This is a genomic window from Actinospica robiniae DSM 44927 (genome assembly GCF_000504285.1).
Classification (GTDB): Bacteria; Actinomycetota; Actinomycetes; order Streptomycetales; family Catenulisporaceae; genus Actinospica; species Actinospica robiniae.
Genome location: NZ_KI632511.1, coordinates 2,702,952 through 2,724,964, shown reverse-complemented (window position 1 = coordinate 2,724,964; position 22,013 = coordinate 2,702,952). Strand labels below are relative to the sequence as shown.

The window sequence follows — 22,013 nt, the reverse complement described above, 5'->3', positions numbered from 1 at the left end:
CGAAGCCCCGGGGCCGCTCGCCCCGGGGCTTCGAGAAAGGTGACGGAAGTCAGCGCGCCGGGACAAGCTCCGGCGTCGTCGTCTGCAGGTGCAGGGGTCGCTGATTCACGGTGTCGAGTCTAACAGCACGCACCGCGCCGCGACCAGGTGTTTCAGCTCGTCACCGTGGGCCAGCCGTTCGAACCCCAGGTCAGGTGATTGAGTCCGAGCTGCGCGGTGCCGTTGAGGTTGCCGCTGTAGTAGTGGTAGACGAGCACGTCGCCGTCGGTGTCGTGCAGGACCGTCTGGCCGCCCGGGCCGATCACGTACCCGTGCGTCCCCAGGATCTGCGTCCCGCCGCCGGACATCGCGGCCACGCCGCTCTCGTCCGCGTACGGGCCGGTGATGCTGGTGGCGCGGGAGACCATGATCCGGTACGTGCTGCTCGTGCCCTTGCAGCAGTAGTCGAAGGAAGTGAACAGGTAGTAGTAGCCGCCGTGCGGATAGACGTAGCTGGCCTCCTCCGCATCCGGGCTCGGCCGCTCGGAGATGTTGTAGCGGGTGGTGTTGCTCGCGAGCTGCTTGCCGGTGGAGGGGTCGATCTGGATCATCTTGATGCCCGACCAGAACGAGCCGAAGGACAGCCACCACTTGCCGGAGGTGTCCACCACCAGCGCCGGATCGATCGCGTTGTAGTTGCTCGAACTCGACGACGAGTAGACCAGGCCCTTGTCCGTCCAGGATCCGGGCGCGGCGGTGGTGCTGGTGGCCAGGCCGATCGCGGAGACGTTGGAGCCGAACGAGGAGACGGCGTAGTAGAGCCAGTACACGCCGTTGTGGTACGAGACGTCGGGCGCCCACAGGTCGTTCCAGCCGCCGTAGGCCTTGGCCCACGTGGCTCCGCCGGAGAGCACCTGGCCGTCCGCGCTCCAACTGGTGCGGTTGGTAGAGGTGCTGATCTCGATGCCGCCGCCGGTGTAGAACAGGAAGTAGCGGCCGGCGGAGGTCTTGACCATCGACGGGTCGTGGGCGTAGGTGGAGCCGCTGATGGTCTCGGGGTTCGGATAGGTCGCGGCGCTCGCGCGCCCGGCCGGCAGCAGCGCGGCGGCCAGGGTGGCGAGCGCGGTCAGGAGCAGGAGTGCGACGGAGAGCCGGGCTCGGTGGGTGGTCAAGTGCGTCTCCGTTTCCGGTGAGCGCGTCCCCGGCTCCGTTGCCGTGAACGCTCCCAACGGAACGTACGGAGAATGCGGCGCTTCAGCAAACAGGGCTTCGAAAGTTTCAGGGGCGGTGGACCGCACGGCCGCCGGCCGCCGGTCCACCGCCCCTTCTGAAGACGCGTCAGGCCGCGTCGGGCGGCGTCAGATCGCGCGCAAGACCTCTTCGACCATGGTCTTGGCGTCGCCGAACAGCATCTGGCTGTTCTCCCGGAAGAACAGCGGGTTCTGCACGCCCGCGTAGCCGGCGGCCATCGAGCGCTTGAACACCACGACGTCCGAGGCCTCCCACACCCGCAGTACCGGCATGCCGGCGATGGGGGAGCCGGGGTCTTCGGCGGCGGACGGGTTGACGGTGTCGTTGGCGCCGATGACGAGGACCACGGAGGTTTCGGCGAAGTCGTCGTTGATCTCGTCCATTTCGAGGACGATGTCGTAGGGGACCTTCGCTTCGGCCAGCAGGACGTTCATATGCCCGGGCAGGCGGCCGGCGACGGGGTGGATGCCGAAGCGCACCTGGACGCCGCGTTCGCGAAGGCGTGAGGTGAGGTCGGCGACGGGGTACTGGGCCTGGGCGACGGCCATGCCGTAGCCGGGTGTGATGACCACTGATTTGGCGTTGGTCAGCAGCGAGGCGACCTCGGTGGAGGTGACTTCGCGGTACTCGCCGAGGTCGGCCTGCGTGCCGGTGGGCGCCTCGATGCCGAAGCCGCCGGCGATCACCGAGATGAAGGAGCGGTTCATCGCCTGGCACATGATGTAGGACAGGTACGCGCCGGAGGAGCCGACGAGCGCGCCGGTGACGATCAGGAGGTTGTTGTCGAGCAGGAAGCCGGAGGCGGCCGCGGCCCAGCCGGAGTAGCTGTTGAGCATCGAGACCACCACCGGCATGTCGCCGCCGCCGATGGAGGCGACCAGGTGCCAGCCGAGGGCGAGTGCGACCACGGTGACCGCGACCAGCAGCCCGAGGCTGGGCGAGCCGACGAAGAAGCCGGTCAGCACGGCGAACGCGGCGAGCGCGCCGAGGTTGAGCAGGTTCTTGCCGGGCAGCATCAGCGGCGCGGATTTGATCCGGGCGGAGAGCTTGAGGTTGGCGACGATCGAGCCGGTGAAGGTGACCGCGCCGATGAACACGCCGATGAAGACCTCGGCGTGGTGGATGTGCAGCAGTGAGCCGGTGAACTCGGTCTGCGCGCCATCGTGCTCGACCGAGTAGTAGCCGTCCCAGCCGACGAGCACGGCGGCGAGGCCGACGAAGCTGTGCAGCAGGGCGATGAGTTCCGGCATCCCGGTCATCGCCACGATCTTCGCCCGCCACAGGCCGATCACGGCGCCGCAGGCCATGGCCACCACGAGCAGGGTGACCGCGATGGCCGCGGCGTTGTGCACCGCCACCCCTATGGTGGCGGCCAGCGCCACGGCCATGCCGGCGATGCCGTAGACGATGCCCTGGCGCGAGGTCTCGTGCTTGGAGAGCCCGGCGAGGGTGAGGATGAACAGCAGGGCCGCGATGATGTACGCGGCGTCGGCGATGCTCTGCGCGGTCACGGATCAGCCCTTCGAGAACATGCCGAGCATGCGGCGGGTCACGGCGAATCCGCCGAAGATGTTGATGGAGGCGAGCAGGATCGCCACGAAGGAGAGCACCCGGATCACCGTGCTGTCGCTGCCGATCTGCAGCATCGCGCCGACCACGATGATCCCGGAGATCGCGTTGGTGACCGACATCAGCGGCGTGTGCAGCGCGTGGTGCACCTTGCCGATGACGTAGTAGCCGATCACGGTCGCCAGCATCAGCACCGTGAAGTGCTCCGGCAGCGGCGCCGGCGCGAACGCGTTGACCAGCCACAGCGCGAGGATCCCGATCCCGGTGAGGGTCAGCTTCCGGGTGTGCGACATCTTCGGCTTCTCCGGCTTGGCCGCCACGGCCGCCACCGGGGCCGCGGGCGCGGCCGAGACCTGCACCGCGGGCGGCGGCCACAGCTTCTCGCCGCGGTGCACGACCGTGATGCCGCGCTGGACCACGTCCTCGAGGTCGAGCACGAGCGCGCCGTCCTTGCCCGGGGTGAGCAGCTTCATCAGGTTGACCAGGTTGGTGCCGTAGAGCTGCGAGGCCTGCGCGGGCAGCCGTCCGGCCAGGTCGGTGTATCCGATGATCGTCACGCCGTTGCCGGTCACCACGACCTCGCCGGCCCGGGTGCCCTCGACGTTGCCGCCCTGGGCCGCGGCCATGTCCACGATGACGCTGCCGGAGCGCATCGAGGCGACCATCTCCGCGGTGATCAGCCTCGGTGCCGGGCGGCCGGGGATGAGCGCGGTGGTGACGATGATGTCGACCTCGGGTGCTTGGGCGGCGTAGAGCCGGGCGGCCAGGGTGTTGTAGTCCTGCGACATCTCCTTGGCGTAGCCGCTCGCGGAGACCTCCGCCTCGGCCGACTGCACTGCGAGGTACTCGCCGCCGAGCGACTTGACCTGGTCGGCGACCTCGGGGCGCGGGTCGGTGGCCAGCACTATGGCCCCGAGGCTGCTGGCCGCGCCGATCGCGGCGAGTCCGGCCACGCCGGCCCCGGCGATCAGCACCTTGGCCGGGGGCACCTTGCCGGCGGCGGTGACCTGGCCGGTGAAGAAGCGCCCGAAGACGTGGGCGGCCTCGATCACGGCGCGGTAGCCGGCGATGTTGGCCATGGAGCTGAGCACGTCCAGGGACTGCGCGCGGGAGATGCGCGGAACCGCGTCCATCGCCAGCACGGTGATCGGCCGGGCCGAGAGGGCCTCGACCAGGTCGGGGTTGAAGGCCGGGGCGAGCAGGGAGACGAGGGTGAGCCCCTCGTGGGTCTGCTCGATCTCCGCCGCGTCCGGCGCGTTCACCTTCAGGACGACGTCGGCGGCCCAGGCCTCGTCCGCGCCGCCGATGCTCGCTCCGGCCGCGGTGTACGCCTCGTCCGGGAAGGACGAGAGCGTACCCGCGTCGGCTTCGATGATCACTTCGTAGCCCAGGGCGCGCAGTTGCTCGACGGTTCGCGGAGTCGCCGCCACGCGTGTCTCGCCGGCCAGGCGCTCCCGGGGCACTCCGATGCGCATGTTCATGGTTCGAGCCCTCCTCAAGCGGGTCTCGATCGTGTCCTGCCATGGGTCGAATGCGGCAGGGCTGGTGAGAGCACCTTAAAGAAACTCGGGACGCCGATCCAAGACTTGTATTTCGCGTCGTCATCCCCTAAGCCGCGAAGAGACGAAAGACAGGAGTCGATCCCTGATGCACTTGGCGTCGGCGTGCATGCCGATACGCTCGTAGATCGTCAGGGCCTCCCGCAGCCGCGCGGCGGCCTGATCGTTGTCTCCCTCGGCCTGGTAGTGGTCGGCGAGCCCTTCGAGCGCGACCGCCTCGTCGTCGGGCTTGTCCAGCTCCCGGTTCATGGCCCGGGCCTGCTGGTAGAGCTCGAACGCGCGCACGCGGCGGCCGGACGCGGCGAGGGCGGAGGCGAAGTGGTTCAGCGCCCAGGACTCGTTGCCGCGGTCGCCGAGCTCCCGGTAGTTCTCCAGGGCCTGTTCGAGGGCGGCGACGGCGCCCGCGTAGTCCCCGTCCGCCTGCCGTACCCGGCCGAGATTGGTCAGGGCGTTGGCCTCGCCTCCGCGGTGGCCGGCCGCGCGGCAGATCTCCATGGCGTCGACGAGGGAGGTAGCGGCGGCGGTGAGGTCGCCGGTCTCGAGCTGCACCTGACCCAGCATGGTCAGGGCGTTGGCTTCGCCGAGGCGCAGGCCGAGCTCGCGGTAGCTCTCCAGCGCATGGCCGAGGGCCTCGATCGCGCCGGGGAAGTCGCCGAGCAGGTGCCGGAGGTTGCCGAGGCTGGCGAGCGCGGTGGCTTCGCCGTGACGGTGGCCGAGCTCGCGGAAGATCTCCAGGGCTCGGGTGAGGGTTTCCGCAGCTGCCGCGTTCTCGCCGCTGAGGTACTGCATCTCACCCAGGTCGTTGAGCGCGGTGGCTTCGCCGTGGCGGTGGCCGAGCTCGCGGTAGAGCGCCAACGCGCCCGCGTGGGCCTGCATGGATTCGGCGTAGTCCCCGGTCATGTAGCGCACTCGGCCGAGGTCGTTGAGGGCGTTGGCTTCGCCGGAACGATCGCCGGCCGCCCGGGAGATCTCCAGTGCCCGCTCGATGGCTTCGCCCGCGCCCGGATAGTCGCCGATCAGCTGACGTACACGGCCGAGGTCGGTCAGGGCTGCGGATTGCGCGACCCGATCGCCCTGGGCGTCTGCGGCCTGGGCGGCTGCTTGGTGGATGTCGAGGGCGCGGCTCCAGGGACCGTCGCTGAGCAGGATCTCAGCCAGCCCGGCGGCCAGCGACGTCTGTATATCGCGGCCCTCGGCGTGGGCGTGGGTGAACGCCGCGTCCAGGTTGGCGTGTTCGGTGCGCAACCACGAGCGGGCGGCTTCCGGGTCGGACAGTGCGGGGGAGTACGAGGGTGACGCGCCGTCAGGTTCGGGCCTGGGGTGGCGGGCGACGAGCAGCGTGGCGCGCTGCGCGGTGTGGGCGTAGTAGCGCAGCAGCCGGTCCATGGGCGCCGCCCGCTCGGCCTCCGGGTCTAGGGTCACCGCTAGGGATCGGGCGTGGGCGCGGATCAGGTCGTGGAGGCGGTAGCGGCCGGGGCCGGCCGCGATCAGCAGGCTGTGATCGGCGAGCCGCTGGAGCGCCCGTGCGGCGGTGTCCGGGTCGCTGTCGAGCAACGCCGCGGCCGCGTGCGCGTCGATCTCCGGGCCAGGATGCAGGCCCAGCCGTCGGAACAGCAACTGCAGATCCTCGGGCAGCTGCCGGTAGGAGAGATCGAACACCGCTTCCACGCTGCGCGTCTCGTCCGTGTAGGCCGCGAGCTCCTGGCCGGGACGACGCGCGGTCAGCCGGTCGATCAGGATGCTCAGGTTCCAGGCCTCGCCGCCGGTGCGCAGCAGGGCTCCGGCGATCAGCAGCGCAAGCGGGAGGTGGCCGCACAACTCGGCTGCCTGCTCCAGCAGCGGCTGGTCCTGCTCGCGCTCATGCTCGCCGAGGCGGGCGGCTTTGCGCAGCAACGCGACGGCTTCCGGCTGCGGCAGCACGTCGAGCGGCAGCGGCAGTGCGTCGTCCAGGGCCTTGAGGCGCCGACGGCTGGTGACCAGGACGAGGCAGGCCTCGGTAGCCGGTAGCAGCGGTCTGACCTGCGCCTCGTCGGCGGCATTGTCGAGCAGGATGAGGGTGCGGCTGCCGGCCAGCCGGTCTCGGTAGTAGGCGGCGCGCGAGTCGGTGTCCGCGGGGATCTTCTGCGGCGGCACGCCGAGACCGCCGAGCAGGGCGGCCAGCGCGTCGCCCGGATCCCGGGGCGCGGTGCCCTGGGTGAACCCGTACAGGTCCAGGAACAGCTGGCCGTCCGGATAGTTCGGGGCGAGCCGGTGCGCAGCGCGGATGGCCAGTGCGGTCTTGCCGATGCCGCCCATCCCGTCGATCGCCGAGATCACGACCGTCCCGGCGGCGCCCGCGGTGCGCGTCTGCTGCGAGAGCGCGAGCAGGGTCTCGAGCTCCCGGGCGCGTCCGGTGAACAGGCCGGTGTCCGGCGGGAGCTGGCGCGGACCGCCGCCCCCGACCGGCCCGGAGGGTCGTTGGCGTTCGGTGGGCGGCGCGGACAGGGCCTCGATCGAGGTCGTGCCCGGATCGCTCACGCCCGTGCGGAGTTCGGCCAGCCGTTCGCGCACCTCCCACGCGCTCTGCGGACGTGCCTCGGGTGCACGCGCCAGCAAACGCGCGACCAGGTCGGCGAGCGGGGGCGGCGTCCCGGGCCGCGCCAGCTCCAGCCGTGGCGCGTCGGTGGTGGCCTTGGCGGCCATGACTTCCCACGCCGTGTCACCGGTGAACGGCGCGCGCCCGGTGAGCATGGTGAACAGCACGCCGCCGAGCGCGTACAAGTCAGAGCGCGCATCCCCGCGTTCCGCGGTGAGCTGCTCCGGCGCCGCGTACTCGAGCGTCGCGGCCGGAGCCAGCCGCGAGGAGTCGACCACCGAAAGGCGCCGCGCCTGCAGGAATCCCGCGATGCCGAAGTCCACGACCTTGGCGACGCCCGCGGTTGTGATCATCACATTGCGCGGCTTGATGTCGAAATGCACGACGCCGGCCGCGTGCGTCGCCTCCAACGCGGCGCAGACCTGCTCCGCGAGCTCCAGCGCGCGGTCCGGCGGCAGCACGCCGGAGGTCTTGATCAGGGCGCTGAGCGGAACCCCGTCGACCAGCTCCATGGTCAGAAAGAGCGTGCCGTCGTGCACGCCCCGGTCGTAGAGCGCGACCACGTTCGGGTGATTGATCTGCGCCGCCGCGACCGCCTCCCGCTCGAAGCGCGCGGTCAGGTCCGCGGCCGAGCCTTCACCCAGCGGCAGCAGCTTGAGCGCGACATCGCGTTGCAGCACTCTGTCACGGGCGGACCAGACCTCGCCCATGCCTCCGCGCCCCAGACGCTCGCCGACCTCGTACCGACCGGCTAGCAACGTTCCATGTTCCACGTTCGCCCCTCTCCGACGCTCCTACTATGCCCGGTCGGCCGGAGAGGGGCGACGGGGCGTCAGTCGAAGATCAGATCGAACTGCTCTGACGAGGTGGAGATCGAGGCCTGACTCGCGATCAGGGGCGAGGTGCCGGAGTTGGGCGTGGTGACGTAGTCGTCGTCCGCGTGGGCGCGGAGGCTCACGCTGCCGTTGCCGTTCGCGATCAGGTCGAAGGTCTCCCAAGGGCCGATCGCGGTGCGGTTGGCGATCAGCGGCGAGGCGCCGTCGCTCTCGGCGGTGACCCATTGGTTGTCGTTCAAGGACTTCAGGTTCACTGTGCCGTCAGTGCCGGTGACCATCTCGAAGGTCTCCGCCTTGCCGATCGAGGCGGCGTCCGCGATCAGCGAGGTCGTGCTGTTCGCGGCGTCCACGTACTTGCTGTTGGCGTGCGCCTTGAGACTGACCACCGAGACATTCGTGGAGAACGCGGTGGTGTTGTCGGCGTAGCCGGCCGCGACGACGTTGGCCTGGACGGCGTTCTCGGTCGCGTCGGAGGGGTAGCCCGCGGTGACGGCGCCTTCGAAGAACTCGCCCTTGCCCAGGTCGCTGTTGTCGCCGCCGGTGCCGAGCTCGATCGAGTTCTGCACCTTCATCGGGTTGTAGCCGCTCGGCAGCGCGCCCGAGTACGCCGTGGTCAGGCCGCCGGACTGGCCGTTGCCGTACTTCAGGGTGAAGTTGGTCGTGCCGTTGTTCTTCTCCCACGCGGTGAGGAAGGAACCGGTCTCGCTCGGGATGCTCGCCGGGTTGTTGCCGGTGTCGCTGAAGTACATGCCGTTCTCGAGGTCGCCGCCGACCCACGGGCCGACGCCGGTGCAGTTGCCGGTCCAGCAGGCGGTGCCGTAGTAGATCGCGTTCATGGTCGCGTTGCCGTCGTCGCTGTCGTTGGTCTCGGCCGACCCGAAGTCGAAGCAGCAGCTGCCGCTCGTGAGGTTGGACGAGGTCAGCATGTAGACGCCCTCGGGCTGCGAGCCGGTGGGCACGTTCTTGGCGGCGTTGTTCCGGTAGCCGGTGCCGACGGCGTTGAACAGTGCGCCGTACGTCGTCTGGCCGCCGACGGTGACCGGCAGCGCCATGGCGTTCGCGCCGATGTCGGCGCGGTTCGCGGCGGGGCCGCCGAGGCCGTTGGAGCAGCCGGAGCAGGACTTGCCGGGGGAGACGGGCAGGTTGTTGCCGTTGGCGGTCTGATCGTAGATCAGGGTGATGGTGCAGGTGGTGCCGTTGCAGAAGGAGACCTGCGGCGCGGAGTTCGCCACGCCGCCGGCCGACTTCGGCGCGACGTTCAGGGTGCTGCCGTCCGAAGCCCGCTGGATCCGGTAGAGCGAGCCGTTGTAGGAGGCGAACAGCGCGCGGGTGGTGCTGTACGCGGCCTCGCACGGCGTTCCGGCCGAGGCGAAGATGTCGCAGGGCAGGGTCGAGGCCGCGGCGGCGGCTCTGGTGGCGGTCGTACCGGATAACGGCACTGCTATCGCGAGCGCCAGCAGCAGCGCACCAGCAGACGCGCGCGTCGGCGGACGGTGGAGAGGGCGAGCACGTGGACCTCCGTCGGGTCGGTGAGCGGTCGGCCGGTCGCGCGGGCAGGGCGGAGCGCGGCGCGGCGCCGCGGTGGCGTCGCCGTCGCCGGATCAAGGGGTGCGCGGCCGAGCGGCCGTGACGTGTCATCGGTTTGTGCCAGGGCCCTGCGTCGCGGAATGGTGTGGGCTCGCGAGCCGGTCCCGGGGTGATTCAGGACCCATATTCTGCCGACTCTAGGTCGAAGTCAAGGGCGCGCAATCCCCGTCAGCGGGACATTTCGACGGTGGTTCGGGCTGGATCCGGCTTTACCCAGGTGGCGTGCCGGACCGGTCCGAGAGCGCTCTCCGGAAGCCCGGGTTCCGGAACCGGGCGCCTCCGACCATGGGCTCTTCCGCGGACCGCGCGTCCCCCGGGCGGCCCATCGGCGAGGGGCTGTGGCGCGATCGGTTAAGCCATTCGGCGCTATCGCGATGTCGTTTGAATCCGATCTGTCGGGTACTAGGCCCGCATGCCCCGACTGCTCGCAAGCCCGCTCGCCCTGGTCTCCGCCACCCGGTACGCCGGGGCCACGGGGTACCAGTCGGCGCGGCTGGCGTGGACCGCCGCCGCCGGCGCGGCGACCGTGGCGCGGGCTGTCGGCACGGCGGCCGTGGCACAGGCGGCCCAGCGCCCCGGGCCGGTGCTCGCCGCCATGGCCGACGTCGGGGCCGGCCGGCACGTGCGCCGGGTCTGGACCCGCTCGGGGCACGCCCACGTGGAGGTGCGCGGGCTCAGCGGGCGCGGTGCCCGGCATCAGAAGGTGGCCGGCGACGTCACCGAGGCGCTCGGCCGGCTCGAAGGGGTGCACTGGGCCCAGGTCAACTCCGTCACCCGGCAGGTCCTGCTCGCCTTCAACGAGGACGCGATCGGCCTGGACCAGATCGTCTCGGTGATCGAGTCGGTCGAAGAGCAGCACGGCACCGACGACGGTGAGTTCGCGGCGGCAGGGACGGAGGTGACGCCCGAGCATCCGGCCGACGACACGCCGATCGCCGTCACCGCCGTCGCTCTCGCCACCGACCTGGCCGGGCTGGCCCTCGCCGGCGCCGGCCGGATGATGCACGTCGGGCTGCTCCCGCGCTCCGCCCGGTTGCCGCTGCTGATCGCCAACACACACCCCTGGGCCCGTCGGCGACTCGAGCGCCGGCTCGGCCACCTGCAGGCGGAGCTCCTGGTCGCGCTGGGCACCGCGGGCGTCAACGCGGCCAGCCTCGGCCCCGGTCCACTCGCCGTGGACAGTGTGCACCAGGCGCTGCGCCTGACCGAACGGCTCGGCCGCCGCTCCGTGTGGCGCCGGCGGGAGCCCGAGCTGGTCGGCGACGGGGTCGGACTCGGCCACGAGACGCCCGACGTCGGGGAACGGCCGCAGCCGCTGCCCGAAGGGCCGGTGGAGCGGCTGGCCGACGAGACGGCACTCGCCTCGCTGCTCGAGGCCGCCGGAGCGCTGGCTTTCGCCCGCGACCCCGGACGTGCCGCCGAGCTCATGCTCACGACCATGCCGATGGCCGGGCGGCAGGGTCGGGACGCGTACGTCGCGATGCTCGGCTGGAACCTCACCCGGCACGGAGCGGTGCCCATGGACGGCACCGCGCTGCACCGGCTCGACCGCGTGGACACCGTCGTCATCGACTCGGCCGCGCTGTTGACCGCGCAGCGTGTCGTGCTGCAGGCCGAGGTCGCCGGACGCGCGACGAAGATGACGGACGCGGACGTGTGGCGCATCGCCGAACAGCTCATCGCCCCCGCGGCGCCCGAAGGCCGGGAGGCGGGCGCCAAGGACTGGAGGCTTCGGACTCCCCGGTCCGCGAAGGCGAAGCCGCAGCCGCAGCCCGGCGCCGAGGAGTTCGACCTCGTCGACCGCTCCGGCCACCGCCGTGGCCGCGTGGCGCTCGGCCACGCGCTCGACCCGCTCGCCGAGGCTCTGCTGGAGGCCGCGCACCAGGCCGCCGACCGGATCCTGCTCAGCCACGACGCGAGCACGGCCGAGCTGGTGCAGTGGGCCGACGACGTGCTCCCTGCGAATGAGGATCTGCACCCTCATATCAGGCGTCTGCAGAATGAAGGCCGCGTGGTGCTGCTCGTCTCCGGCGCGGACGAGGCGGCGCTGGCGGCCGCGGACGTGGGCGTGGCAGTGCTGGCGCCGACCGCAGAAGGAGCCGGACCGGCCGCGTCGAGCTGCTGGTCTGGCGACCTGATCACCGGGCCTGGGCTGGCCGAGGCGTGGCGGGTCGTCAACGCGGTGCCCACAGCGAAAGCGGTCAGCCGCCGGTCGAGCCGGCTGGCGCTGGGCGGAGCGGCACTCGGCGCGCTGCTCACGGTCCGCGGCGGACGGCGGCGGACGCGCGTGCCGCGGATTCAGGTGTCGCCCGTGCACAGCGCCGCGATGGCCGCCCTCCTCGCGGGCGCTTACAGTGGCCTGCGATGCGGTCGACAGGATCTGCCCGAAGGAACTTCGCGGGCTCCGTGGCATGCCCTCACTGCTCAGGATGTGTATAACAGGCTTCTGCAGAGTCGACGCGACGCCGATCGGGAGGCGGCTGCGGCGCGACGTGCTCCTGCGCCGGTCCGGGCGACCCGTGCGGCGGCGTCACGCGTCGCGGCCTTCACACCGGTGCGCGTGTCCGGTGAATTCGCACAGTCCGTCGCCGACGAGCTGCGCGATCCGCTCACCCCGGTGTTGGCGCTCGGCGCCGCAGCCTCGGCCGTGGTGGGTTCGAGTATTGACGCGTTCCTCGTCTCCGGAGTCATGGGCGGCAACGCGATCATCAGTGCCGGACAACAGATGCGCGCCCGCAAAGCCCTGCGGCGCCTCATGCTCGGCGAACGCCCGGCCGCGCGCCTGGCCCGGTGGGAGCCGCTGGGCCTGGCAGACGAGGGCGAGGACTGGATCGACGGGCTCGAAGACGCTCGGACGCGCAGCCTCCCGGCCGCGCGGCTTCGCCTGGGCGACGTGATCGTGCTGCGGTCGGGAGACGTCATCCCGGCCGATGCGAGGCTCATCCGCGCGGAAGAACTCGAAGTCGACGAGTCCGCACTGACCGGCGAATCGTTGCCCGTGGCCAAGTCCGTCGAGCCGACGCCGGGCGCCGACCTGTCAGAACGTGCCTGCATGGTGTACGAGGGCTGCGTCGTCGTGGCCGGCACCGGGTACGCCGTCGTCAGCGCCGTCGGCGCGAAGACCGAGGCCGGCCGGGCGACCGCGGCGGCAGGGACGGCCCGCGCGCCGCGCGCCGGAATCCAGGCGCGGCTCGTCGAACTGACCCGGATCGCCCTGCCCGCCACGGCGATCGGCGGCGGCGCGGTGACGGCTTTGGCCGCGGTGCGCGGGGTGCCGCTGCGCCAGGCGCTGGCCTCCGGGGTGGCGGTCGCCGTTGCGGCCGTGCCCGAAGGCCTTCCGCTGGTGGCCACGGTCGCGCAGCTCGCCGCCGCCCGTCGGCTGTCCGGCAAGGGCGTGCTGGTGCGGTCGGCCAACGCGCTCGAAGCTCTCGGCCGGGTCGACACCGTCTGCTTCGACAAGACCGGCACGCTGACCGAGGGACGGCTCTCGGTGGCGCGCATCGCAGCATTCGACGAGGTGCTTCCGGCAGACCGGTCGGCGGTCGTGCTGCACACCGCCGCGTGCGCGTGCCCCGATCCCGGCGACGAGAAAGGCGCCACCCGCAGTTTGGTGCACCCGACGGACATCGCCGTCGTGCAGGCGGCGCGGGAGCACCCGGCTGAATCCGACGCATGGGAGCGCGTCGCTGAACTGCCCTTCGAGACCACCCGTGGCTATTCGGCGGGCCTGTGCGCTCGTGACGGCCACCGACTGCTGGCAGTCAAGGGTGCGCCGGAGACCGTACTCGAGCTCTGCGTCACCGTGCATACCGAGAAAGGCGACCGGAAACTGACTCGTGAGCGTCGCAGCAAGGCCGCGGCCACGTTGCGGCAGCTCGCCGACGACGGATTGCGCGTGCTGGCCGTGGCTCGGCGTGAGCTAGACGGGCAGCAGCTCCCCGACGACGCGCAGGCACAGCTGGCCGAGCAGGTCAGGGAGCTGACACTGCTCGGTTTCGTCGCCATCGCCGACACCGTGCGTCCGAGCGCGGCCGAAACAGTCCGCCTGCTGACGGAAGCGGGCGTGCGTACCGTCATGATCACCGGCGACCACCCGCGCACGGCCGTCGCCATCGCCCGGCAGCTCGACATCCCGGACACCGAGACCGTGCTCACCGGCGCCGAACTCGACCGGCTGCCCAAGACCGAGCGCGATGCGAAGATCGCCGCGAGCACGGTGTTCGCGCGGGTGTCGCCTCAGCACAAAGTGCGCATCATCCAAGCTCTGCAAGGCGCGGGCCGCGTCGTGGCGATGGCCGGCGACGGAAGCAACGACGCCGCCGCGATCCGTCTGGCCGACGTCGGGGTCGCGCTTGGCGGCGCCGGCAGCCGGCCAGCGCGCAACGCCGCCGACCTGGTGCTGGCCGAGCCCGACCCGGTGGGTATCGTCGCGGCTCTGCAGGAAGGGCGCGCACTCTGGCGCAGCGTGCGCGACGCCGTGGCGATCCTGGTCGGCGGCAACGCCGGAGAGATCGCCTTCACCCTGCTCGGCACCGCCATCGGCGGACGCGCGCCGCTGGGCACCCGCCAGTTCCTGCTCGTCAACATGATGACGGACATGCTGCCCGCGCTGGCCGTCGCCCTCGCCCCGGCCCGCCCCGCCGCCGAGGGCGCCGCGCAGGGCCCGGATTCCGCCCCGGTTCCCGGCACCTGGGGCCCGGAACTGGTGCGCGACCTCGCCGCGCGCGGCGGCGCCACCGCGCTCGGTGCGATGCTCGCCTGGCAGGCCGCGCGGGCCACCGGCCGGGAGCGTCGCGCATCCACGGCGAGCCTCGCCGCGCTGGTGATCACGCAGCTCGGCCAGACCGCGGTCACGAGCCGGCACAGCCCGCTCGTACTGGCCACCTGCGTCGGTTCGGCGGCCATGCTCTTCGCCGTCGTCGAGACGCCCGGCGTCAGCCAGTTCTTCGGCTGCACGCCGCTGGGACCGGTCGCCTGGACGATGGTCGGCGCCTCCGCGGCGACGGCCACCGCCGCCGGCGCGCTCGCTCCGGCCCTCATCGAGAAGATCGCCGCGCATCTGCACCCGACAAAAGCCCGCATGAACGAGACGAAGGAGGCAGGACGATGACGAAGGTCACGGTGCTCGGCACCGGTTTGATGGGAGCGGGGATGGCCCGCAGCCTGGCCAGGGCCGGAATGACGGTGACGGTGTGGAACCGTACCGTCGAGAAGGCGCGGCCGCTGGAGGCGTTCGACATCGCAGTGGCCGAGGACGCCGAGTCCGCGGTCCGCGACGCCGACGTCCTCGTCACGATGCTCTTCGACGCCAACGCCGTGGACGAGGTGATGACTCCGATCCTCGGCACCTTGCAGGACCACGCGGTGTGGGCGCAGTGCGGGACGGTCGGGATCGAGGCGACCGAGCACCTGGCCAGGACGGCCGAGAGCCGCGGTGTCGCGTTCGTCGACGCCCCGGTTCTCGGCACGCGGGCGCCCGCCGAGAACGGCCAGCTGATCGTGCTGGCCGGCGGGCCGGGCGGGGTCAGGGACGCCGTCACCCCGGTCTTCGACGCCATCGGCTCGCGCACGGTGTGGGTCGGCGACCAGCCGGGGGCCGGACACCGGCTCAAGCTCGCCGCCAACGCGTGGGTCCTGTCCGTCACCGGCGCCACCGCCCAGAGCGTCGGACTGGCCAAACGACTCGGCGTCGATCCGGCCCTGTTCCTCCAGACCATCGCCGGAGGAACGCTGGACTGCGGCTACGCGCAGCTCAAGGGCAAGTCGATGATCGAAGGGGACTTCGCCGTGTCGTTCAGCCTGGCCGGCGCGATGAAGGACGCGGACCTGATCGAGCGGGCCGCGGACGCCGCGGAGAGCGACGGTCGGCTGATGGGCGCCCTGCTCGGCTGCTTCGAGGCCGCCGCGCAGGGCGAGGGCGACCCGACGGAGCTGGACATGTCCGCCGTCATCCGCGCTTTCACCTGAGCCGGTATCAGAAGGCGAAGAGCACGAGAAAGCGAGGAACACGAAGGCCCGCGGCTCAAGCGCCGCGGGCCTTCGTCGATCGAACCGTTCGCCTACTGGTCGCGGCTCTTGTGCGCCTGTTCCTTCAGCAGCGCCTTCTTCGCGGCGTGGCCGCGCTCGCCGTTCTGGATCTCCATCAGCGCCACCTCGGGGTGGTGCAGGTCGAAGGCCGGGGACTCCGAGCGGACCCGGGGCAGCGAGTTGAAGTTGTGCCGCGGCGGCGGGCAGGAGGTGGCCCACTCGAGTGAGCGGCCCCAGCCCCACGGGTCGTCGACCGTCACCCGGCGGCCGACCTTCGAGGTCTTCCAGACGTTGTAGAGGAACGGGAACATCGAGAGACCGAGCAGGTAGGAGCCGATCGTGGACACGGTGTTGAGCGTGGCCCAGCCGTTCGAGGCGAGGTACGTGGCGTAACGGCGGGGCATGCCCTCGGCGCCGAGCCAGTGCTGGACCAGGAAGGTCGTGTGGAAGCCGATGAACAGTGTCCAGAAGTGGATCTTCCCGAGCCTTTCGTCGAGCATCTTGCCGGTCCACTTCGGCCACCAGTAGTAGAACCCACCGAACATCGCGAATACCACCGTGCCGAAGAGTACGTAGTGGAAGTGGGCGATGACGAAGTATGAGTCCTGCACTGCGAAGTCGATTGGGGGCGAGGCCAGCATGACCCCGGTCAGGCCGCCGAAGAGGAACGTCACCAGGAAGCCCACGGACCAGAGCAGCGGTGTGTCGAACGATAAGGAACCTCGCCACATCGTGCCGACCCAGTTGAAGAACTTCACGCCGGTGGGCACCGCGATCAGGTACGTCATGAACGCGAAGAACGGGAGCATGACCGCGCCGGTGGTGAACATGTGGTGCGCCCACACCGTCACCGACAGGCCCGCGATGGAGAGCGTCGCGAAGACCAGGCCCGAATATCCGAACACGGGCTTGCGGCTGAAGACCGGGATGATGTCCGAGATGATGCCGAAGAACGGCAGGGCGACGATGTAGACCTCGGGATGGCCGAAGAACCAGAACAGGTGCTGCCAGAGGATCGGTCCTCCGTTGGAGGCGTCGAAGACGTGCGCGCCGAGCCGGCGGTCGGCCTCGAGCGCGAACAGCGCCGCGGCCAGGACCGGGAAGGCGAGCAGCACGAGCACCGAGGTCAGCAGCACGTTCCAGGTGAAGATCGGCATCCGGAACATGGTCATACCCGGCATGCGCATCGTGATGATGGTGGTGATGAAGTTCACCGAGCCGAGGATCGTGCCGAAGCCGGACAGCGCCAGGCCCATGATCCACATGTCGCCGCCGGCGCCGGGCGAGTGCACGCCGTTGGACAGCGGCGAGTACGCGAACCAGCCGAAGTCCGCCGCGCCCTGCGGGGTGAGGAACCCGCCGATGGCGATCAGCGAACCGAACAGGAACAGCCAGTAGGCGATCATGTTCAGCCGCGGGAAGGCGACGTCGGGGGCGCCGATCTGCAACGGCATGATCGCGTTCGTGAAGCCCGCGAACAGCGGGGTGGCGAACATCAGCAGCATCACCGTGCCGTGCATGGTGAAGGCCTGGTTGTACTGCTCGGGGGAGAGCACGTCCAGGCCGGGCCGGGCGATCTGGGTGCGGATCAGCAGGGCCATGATGCCGCCGAGGCCGAAGAAGATGCACGAGGTGATCAGATAGAGGAAGCCGATCACCTTATGGTCGGTGGAGGTGATCCACCTGATGAACACGCTCCCCGGTTGGCGGGGCCGGACCGGCTTGACCGTGGAAGCCCGCGGCTCCCGCTCCTCGACAGTAGTCACATGGACGCCTTAGCTGGACGGTGGTTCGGTGGACCGTGGCGCTGCGGCCGCGCGGCGTGGCGGACCGCGCGACCGTGACGATGCGTCAGGGCATCGGCGGAGGTGGATGTCCGGAATTAGAGCACTTAAACCCTATTGATGGCAAACGCCACTGAACGCCAGCGTTTGACCGTTCATCACACCGCGGTGGCCCGGCACCGCCCGGAACGCCTCCGGAACGCGCCCGGGCCCGCGTGCCGAGGCCGCCTTGCCGCGCCCGGCCGCCCGGGCCGGGTACCGTCGAGCCGCCGGAAGAATCCTGACCTGGACGGATCCGCTCGTGCCGACCCACCTCTCCCTCGTCTCCGAACACCGCGGCGGCACCGAGATGCTGCTGGTCTCGGGCGAGGTGGACCTGTCCACCGCGCCCCGGCTGCAGGAGGCGATCGCCCGCGCCGCGGAGCCCGGCCGGCCGCTGGTCCTGGACCTGACCGGGGTCGAGTTCCTCGACTCGGCCGGCGCCCGGGTGCTCGCCGAGGGCCACCAGGACCTCGACCGGCGCCGCGGCAGGCTGCTGATCGTCCCGTCCGGCGCGGTGCGCCGGGTCTTCGACCTCGGCGGGCTCGAGCAGGTGCTGCACGTGCACGCCACCGTGGACGACGCGAACGAGGCCGGCCGCCGGTTCCTCGCCTCCCACCGCCACGACGGCTGAGGGCGGCTCAGGTCGTCGCATTGCTCTCAATGGATGAACTTGGCCGCGACCGGCCGGAAGCACCGTTTAGCCCGCGGCCGGGCTGGCAACACCAGCCGTCGAACTCGACCCGGACAGGACGGAACCGCCGTGACCTTGGCAGCCGACACCTCCGCGCCGGCGGTGAGCGCGATCTTCGAGCGGCGGGCCGACCCCCTGCGGGCCCTCGCCGACCAGGCTCGGGCGCTCGCCGACGCCGCCCGCGCCATGGCCGCGCGCTTCCAGGCCGGCGGCAAGCTGATCGTCTTCGGCAGCGGCGGCACCTGCACCGACGCGCAGCACGTCGCGGTCGAGTTCGTGCACCCGGTCATCGTCGGCAAACGCGCGCTGCCGGCCGTCTCGCTCACCTCGGACGTGGCCACGCTGACCGGCGTCGCCGAACGGCACGGGCTAGCCGAGGTGTTCGCCCATCAGCTGCGGCTGCTCGCCGAGCCGGGCGACATCGCGCTCGGCCTGTCCCCGGACGGCGACACCGCGCACGTCCTGCGCGGCCTGATCCACGCGCGCGGCCAGGGGCTGCTCACGGTCGCGCTGCTCGGCGGGGACGGCGGCGCGGTGGTGGCCCGGGGCGCCGCCGAGCACGTGCTGCTGGCCCGCTCGGACGACTCGCGCGTGGTCAAGGAGGTGCACGTGACGGCCTATCACATCCTCTGGGAACTCGTGCACGTCTTCCTCGAGCATCCCGGCGCGCTCGAGTCCGGGGCGGTGCGGCCGTGACCGAAGGATTCTGCCTCACCTGCTCGGACACCGCCCTGCCCGTCACCGTGCTGGAACTGCTCGAGGACGACCTCGCCGTGGTCGACGCCGGCGAGGGCCGCCGGGAGACGATCAGCGTGGCGCTGGTGCCCGCGGGCGTCGGGGACACCGTGCTCGTGCACGCGGGCGAGGCGATCGGCATGGTCAGGGAGCTGACGAGATGACGGCGACCGGTCTCGAGGCCCTCTACCCCTTCCTCTACGCGGACGGCGGCGCGCTCGAAGCGCTGCTGGAGGCGGCCCGGTGCTCCACCGAGGCCAAGGCCGCCGAGATCACCGAGCTGCGGGCCGAGCTCGCCCGCGCCCACGGCGCCCGGCTCGAGCTGTGCGCGCGTCAGATGGCCGGGCGCTTCGCGTCCGGCGGCCGGCTGCTGGCCTTCGGCAACGGCGGCAGCTCGACCGACGCCCAGGAGCTCGCGACGCTGTTCCTGCACCCGGGCGGGCGGTTGCCGCCGCTGCCCGCCATCGCCCTGACCAACGACGTCGCGGTGGTCACGGCGCTGTCCAACGACGTCGGGTTCGAGGTCGCCTTCTCCCGCCAGATCGCCGCCTTCGCCCGCCCCGCGGACGTCGCGGTGGGCATCTCCACCAGCGGCAACTCGGCGAACCTGCTGCTCGGGCTGGAGGAGGCGGCCCGCAGGGGCCTGCTGACGGTGGGCATCGCCGGGTACGACGGCGGCCGGATGGCCGAGCTGGAGTTCCTCGACCACCTCTTCACCGTCCCCTCGCCCTCGGTGCACCGGGTGCAGGAGGCGCAGACCACGCTCTACCACGCCCTCTGGGAGCTGACCGTGGCCGCGCTCGCCCCGGCCGCCACCCCCATCCCCGCGCCGACCGGGCGCGCCGAGACCCGCGGGAGCAACTGATGTGCCTGGCCATTCCGGGCGAGGTGATCGAGGTCGGCGTCGGCCGGCCGGAGCTGGCGAAGGTGGAGGTGAGCGGGGTCCGGCGGACGGTGAACCTGGGACTGCTGGCCGAGCCGCCGGAGCCCGGCGCGTGGGTGCTGATCCACGTCGGCTTCGCGCTGTCCGTCATCGACGAGGCCGAGGCGCGGGCCACCCTCGCGCTGCTCGAGGACCTCGGCCAGGCGTACGAGGACGAACTGGCCGCCATGGCCGGTTCGACGATCGAATAGGAACGGGACCGGCGATGCGCTTCGTCGACGAATACCGCGACGCCGAGACGGCGCGGGCGCTGGCCGCCCGGATCGCCGCGCTGTGCGAGCCCGGTCGGCGCTACACCTTCATGGAGGTGTGCGGCGGGCACACGCACACGATCTACAAACACGGCATCGAGGACTACCTGCCCGAGCAGGTCACCCTGGTGCACGGCCCGGGCTGCCCGGTCTGCGTCATCCCGATGGGCCGGGTGGACGACGCGATCCACCTCGCCCGGCAGCCGGACGTGCTGATGACCTCGTTCGGCGACATGATGCGGGTGCCCGGCGGCGACGGCAGCTTCTTCGACTCCAACGCCGCGGACACCGACATCCGGATGGTCTACTCGCCGCTCGACTCGCTGCGGCTGGCCCGGGAGAACCCGGACCGGCAGGTGGTGTTCATGGCCATCGGCTTCGAGACCACCGCGCCCTCGACCGCGATGACGCTGCTGCGCGCGGCCGCGGAGAAGCTCGAGAACTTCTCCGTGTTCTGCAACCACGTCACCATCGTCCCGGCGATCAAGGCCATCCTCGACTCCCCGGACCTGCGGCTCGACGGCTTCCTCGGCCCGGGCCACGTCTCGACCGTGATCGGCTGCCGCCCGTACGAGTTCATCGCGCGCGAGTACCGCAAGCCGGTGGTGGTGGCCGGGTTCGAGCCGCTCGACATCCTCGAGTCCATCCACCGCCTGATGGTCCAGGTGCGGGAGGGGCGCGCGGAGGTGGAGAACCAGTACGCCCGGGTGGTGCCCTGGGAGGGCAACCCGGTGGCGCTGCGGGCGATCGGCGAGACGATGCGGCTGCGGCCCTACTTCGAGTGGCGCGGGCTCGGCTTCATCTCGCACTCCGCGCTGCGGCTGCGCGAGGAGTTCGCCCGCTTCGACGCCGAGGAGCGCTTCGAGGTGCCCGGCGTCCGCGTCGCCGACCCCAAGGCGTGCCAGTGCGGCGAGGTGCTCAAGGGCGTGCTCAAACCGTGGGAGTGCAAGGTCTTCGGCACCGCGTGCACCCCGGAGACGCCGATCGGCACCTGCATGGTCTCGCCCGAGGGCGCCTGCGCCGCGTACTACAACTTCGGCCGCTTCAGCCGTTCCCGGGTGCGCGAGGCGGCGGTGAGCCGATGAAGTCCGCCGACATCCCCGCGCAGGACGCGCGCGAGCGGGAGGTGCTCGACCGGATCGACCGGGCCCGGCGGGCCCGCGCCCGGGTGCGCGAGGAGCGGGTCACCCTCGCCCACGGCTCCGGCGGCAAGGCCACCCACACGCTGATCGAGGCGATCTTCCTCGAGGCCTTCCGCAATCCCCTGCTGGAAGAGCTCGACGACGCCGCGCAGCTGCGCCTCGGCGACGCCGGCGTGGCCCTGACCACGGACTCCTTCGTGGTCAGCCCGCTCTTCTTCCCGGGCGGGAACATCGGCGACCTCGCCGTCAACGGCACGGTCAACGACCTGGCCGTCTCCGGGGCGGTGCCGCGCTACCTGTCCGCCGGGTTCATCCTGGAGGAGGGCTTCCCGATCGCCGACCTCAACCGGATCGTCGCGTCCATGGCGGCCGCGGCGCGCGAGGCCGGCGTGGAGATCGTCACCGGGGACACGAAGGTGGTCCAGCGCGGCAAGGCGGACGGCTGCTACATCAACACGGCCGGCGTGGGCGTGCCGCGCCGCCCGCCCGGCGCGCTGAGCCTGGCCTCGGCGCGGGCCGGGGACGCGGTGCTGGTCTCCGGGCCGATCGGCGAGCACGGCATCACGATCATGCTGGCCCGCGGCGGCCTCGACCTCGAGGCCGACCTGGTCTCGGACACCGCGTCGGTGGCCGGCCTGGTGGCCGGACTGCTCGAGGCCGTGCCGGGCGTGCGCGCGATGCGCGACGCCACCCGCGGCGGCGTCGCCACCGTGCTCAACGAGCTCGCGATGGCCGCGGAGGTCTCGGTGGTGCTCGACGAGGGCGCGGTGCCGGTGCGGCCCGAGGTGCGCGGGGCCTGCGAGCTGCTCGGCATCGACCCGCTGTACGTGGCCTGCGAAGGCCGGATCGTGGTGGTGGTCGACGGCGACCAGGCCCAGGACGCGCTGGCCGCGCTGCGGGCGCACCCGCTGGGGGAGCAGGCGGCGGTGATCGGCCGGGTGGCCGCCGACCCGCCCGGCCTGGTCCTGCTCTCCACCGCCTTCGGCGGCACCCGCATCGTCGACATGCTGGTCGGCGACCCGCTGCCGAGGATCTGCTGACC

15 protein-coding genes are annotated in these 22,013 nt (G+C 71.4%); 9 read left to right on the top strand and 6 right to left on the bottom strand.

Annotated features, from left to right (window positions below; translation table 11 throughout):
* Nucleotides 1-152 precede the first annotated feature (152 nt).
* The 5 genes from ACTRO_RS11650 to ACTRO_RS11630 all read right to left on the bottom strand — a co-directional run bounded on the left by ACTRO_RS11650 (nucleotide 153) and on the right by ACTRO_RS11630 (nucleotide 9,208).
* The gene (locus ACTRO_RS11650) at nucleotides 153-1,151 is read right to left on the bottom strand and encodes an arabinan endo-1,5-alpha-L-arabinosidase (protein ID WP_084316176.1); all 999 of its coding nucleotides are present in this window, start codon (nucleotides 1,149-1,151) and stop codon (nucleotides 153-155) included.
* 186 nt (nucleotides 1,152-1,337) lie between these two features.
* Complete coding sequence (pntB, locus tag ACTRO_RS11645) at nucleotides 1,338-2,741, bottom strand: Re/Si-specific NAD(P)(+) transhydrogenase subunit beta (RefSeq protein ID WP_034263178.1); 1,404 nt, start codon at nucleotides 2,739-2,741, stop codon at nucleotides 1,338-1,340.
* Between the two features lie 3 nt (nucleotides 2,742-2,744).
* Complete coding sequence (locus ACTRO_RS11640) at nucleotides 2,745-4,274, bottom strand: Re/Si-specific NAD(P)(+) transhydrogenase subunit alpha (RefSeq protein WP_034274347.1); 1,530 nt, start codon at nucleotides 4,272-4,274, stop codon at nucleotides 2,745-2,747.
* A gap of 126 nt (nucleotides 4,275-4,400) precedes the next feature.
* A complete protein-coding gene (locus ACTRO_RS11635; protein ID WP_157436069.1) occupies nucleotides 4,401-7,691 on the bottom strand; it encodes a serine/threonine-protein kinase in 3,291 nt (1,096 codons plus the stop codon).
* A 74-nt stretch (nucleotides 7,692-7,765) separates the two neighbouring features.
* Nucleotides 7,766-9,208: an arabinofuranosidase catalytic domain-containing protein gene (locus ACTRO_RS11630; RefSeq protein WP_051450671.1), complete on the bottom strand. Its 1,443-nt coding sequence runs from the start codon at nucleotides 9,206-9,208 to the stop codon at nucleotides 7,766-7,768.
* Nucleotides 9,209-9,768: 560 nt separating this feature from the next.
* Here ACTRO_RS11630 and ACTRO_RS11625 point away from each other — a divergent pair.
* Together ACTRO_RS11625 and ACTRO_RS11620 are read left to right on the top strand one after the other, a co-directional pair.
* Entirely contained in the window at nucleotides 9,769-14,466 is a 4,698-nt protein-coding gene (locus ACTRO_RS11625; protein WP_051450670.1) for a cation-translocating P-type ATPase, read from the top strand.
* The gene (locus tag ACTRO_RS11620) at nucleotides 14,463-15,323 is read left to right on the top strand and encodes an NAD(P)-dependent oxidoreductase (RefSeq protein ID WP_034263177.1); all 861 of its coding nucleotides are present in this window, start codon (nucleotides 14,463-14,465) and stop codon (nucleotides 15,321-15,323) included. Before ACTRO_RS11625 ends, ACTRO_RS11620 begins: the two co-directional genes overlap by 4 nt.
* 92 nt (nucleotides 15,324-15,415) lie before the next feature.
* Here the strand turns inward: ACTRO_RS11620 and ctaD are convergent, their stop codons facing one another.
* Nucleotides 15,416-17,149 carry an aa3-type cytochrome oxidase subunit I gene (gene ctaD / locus ACTRO_RS11615; protein WP_034263176.1) on the bottom strand — a complete coding sequence of 578 codons (1,734 nt, stop codon included), beginning with the start codon at nucleotides 17,147-17,149 and terminating at the stop codon, nucleotides 15,416-15,418.
* A gap of 319 nt (nucleotides 17,150-17,468) precedes the next feature.
* Between ctaD and ACTRO_RS11610 the strand changes: the two genes are divergently transcribed.
* The 7 genes from ACTRO_RS11610 (at nucleotide 17,469) to hypE (ending at nucleotide 22,011) form a co-directional block, all read left to right on the top strand.
* Nucleotides 17,469-17,840 (top strand): STAS domain-containing protein, encoded by a 372-nt coding sequence (locus tag ACTRO_RS11610; protein WP_051450669.1) that lies wholly within the window; start codon nucleotides 17,469-17,471, stop codon nucleotides 17,838-17,840.
* A 135-nt stretch (nucleotides 17,841-17,975) separates the two neighbouring features.
* Complete coding sequence (locus ACTRO_RS11605; RefSeq protein ID WP_034274336.1) at nucleotides 17,976-18,596, top strand: SIS domain-containing protein; 621 nt, start codon at nucleotides 17,976-17,978, stop codon at nucleotides 18,594-18,596.
* Nucleotides 18,593-18,799 carry a HypC/HybG/HupF family hydrogenase formation chaperone gene (locus ACTRO_RS11600; RefSeq protein WP_034263175.1) on the top strand — a complete coding sequence of 69 codons (207 nt, stop codon included), beginning with the start codon at nucleotides 18,593-18,595 and terminating at the stop codon, nucleotides 18,797-18,799. Before ACTRO_RS11605 ends, ACTRO_RS11600 begins: the two co-directional genes overlap by 4 nt.
* Complete coding sequence (locus tag ACTRO_RS11595) at nucleotides 18,796-19,500, top strand: D-sedoheptulose-7-phosphate isomerase (protein WP_034263174.1); 705 nt, start codon at nucleotides 18,796-18,798, stop codon at nucleotides 19,498-19,500. Before ACTRO_RS11600 ends, ACTRO_RS11595 begins: the two co-directional genes overlap by 4 nt.
* On the top strand, nucleotides 19,500-19,769 hold the full coding sequence (locus tag ACTRO_RS11590) for a HypC/HybG/HupF family hydrogenase formation chaperone (protein WP_034263173.1): 270 nt from the start codon (nucleotides 19,500-19,502) through the stop codon (nucleotides 19,767-19,769). The genes ACTRO_RS11595 and ACTRO_RS11590 overlap by 1 nt, the downstream gene beginning before the upstream one ends.
* A 14-nt stretch (nucleotides 19,770-19,783) precedes the next feature.
* Nucleotides 19,784-20,914 carry a hydrogenase formation protein HypD gene (hypD, locus tag ACTRO_RS11585; protein WP_034263171.1) on the top strand — a complete coding sequence of 377 codons (1,131 nt, stop codon included), beginning with the start codon at nucleotides 19,784-19,786 and terminating at the stop codon, nucleotides 20,912-20,914.
* Nucleotides 20,911-22,011, top strand: coding sequence for a hydrogenase expression/formation protein HypE (hypE, locus tag ACTRO_RS11580; RefSeq protein WP_034263170.1), 1,101 nt, complete (start codon nucleotides 20,911-20,913; stop codon nucleotides 22,009-22,011). The genes hypD and hypE overlap by 4 nt, the downstream gene beginning before the upstream one ends.
* Nucleotides 22,012-22,013: the final 2 nt, after the last annotated feature.

Bases quoted from the DNA above. Each gene is read 5' to 3' on its own strand.
- ACTRO_RS11640 (WP_034274347.1), bottom strand. From the start codon at position 4,274: ATGCGCATCGGAGTGCCCCGGGAGCGCCTGGCCGGCGAGACACGCGTG.
- ACTRO_RS11625 (WP_051450670.1), top strand. From the start codon at position 9,769: ATGCCCCGACTGCTCGCAAGCCCGCTCGCCCTGGTCTCCGCCACCCGG.
- ACTRO_RS11620 (WP_034263177.1), top strand. From the start codon at position 14,463: ATGACGAAGGTCACGGTGCTCGGCACCGGTTTGATGGGAGCGGGGATG.
- ACTRO_RS11595 (WP_034263174.1), top strand. From the start codon at position 18,796: ATGACGGCGACCGGTCTCGAGGCCCTCTACCCCTTCCTCTACGCGGAC.
- ACTRO_RS11590 (WP_034263173.1), top strand. From the start codon at position 19,500: ATGTGCCTGGCCATTCCGGGCGAGGTGATCGAGGTCGGCGTCGGCCGG.
- hypD (WP_034263171.1), top strand. From the start codon at position 19,784: ATGCGCTTCGTCGACGAATACCGCGACGCCGAGACGGCGCGGGCGCTG.
- hypE (WP_034263170.1), top strand. From the start codon at position 20,911: ATGAAGTCCGCCGACATCCCCGCGCAGGACGCGCGCGAGCGGGAGGTG.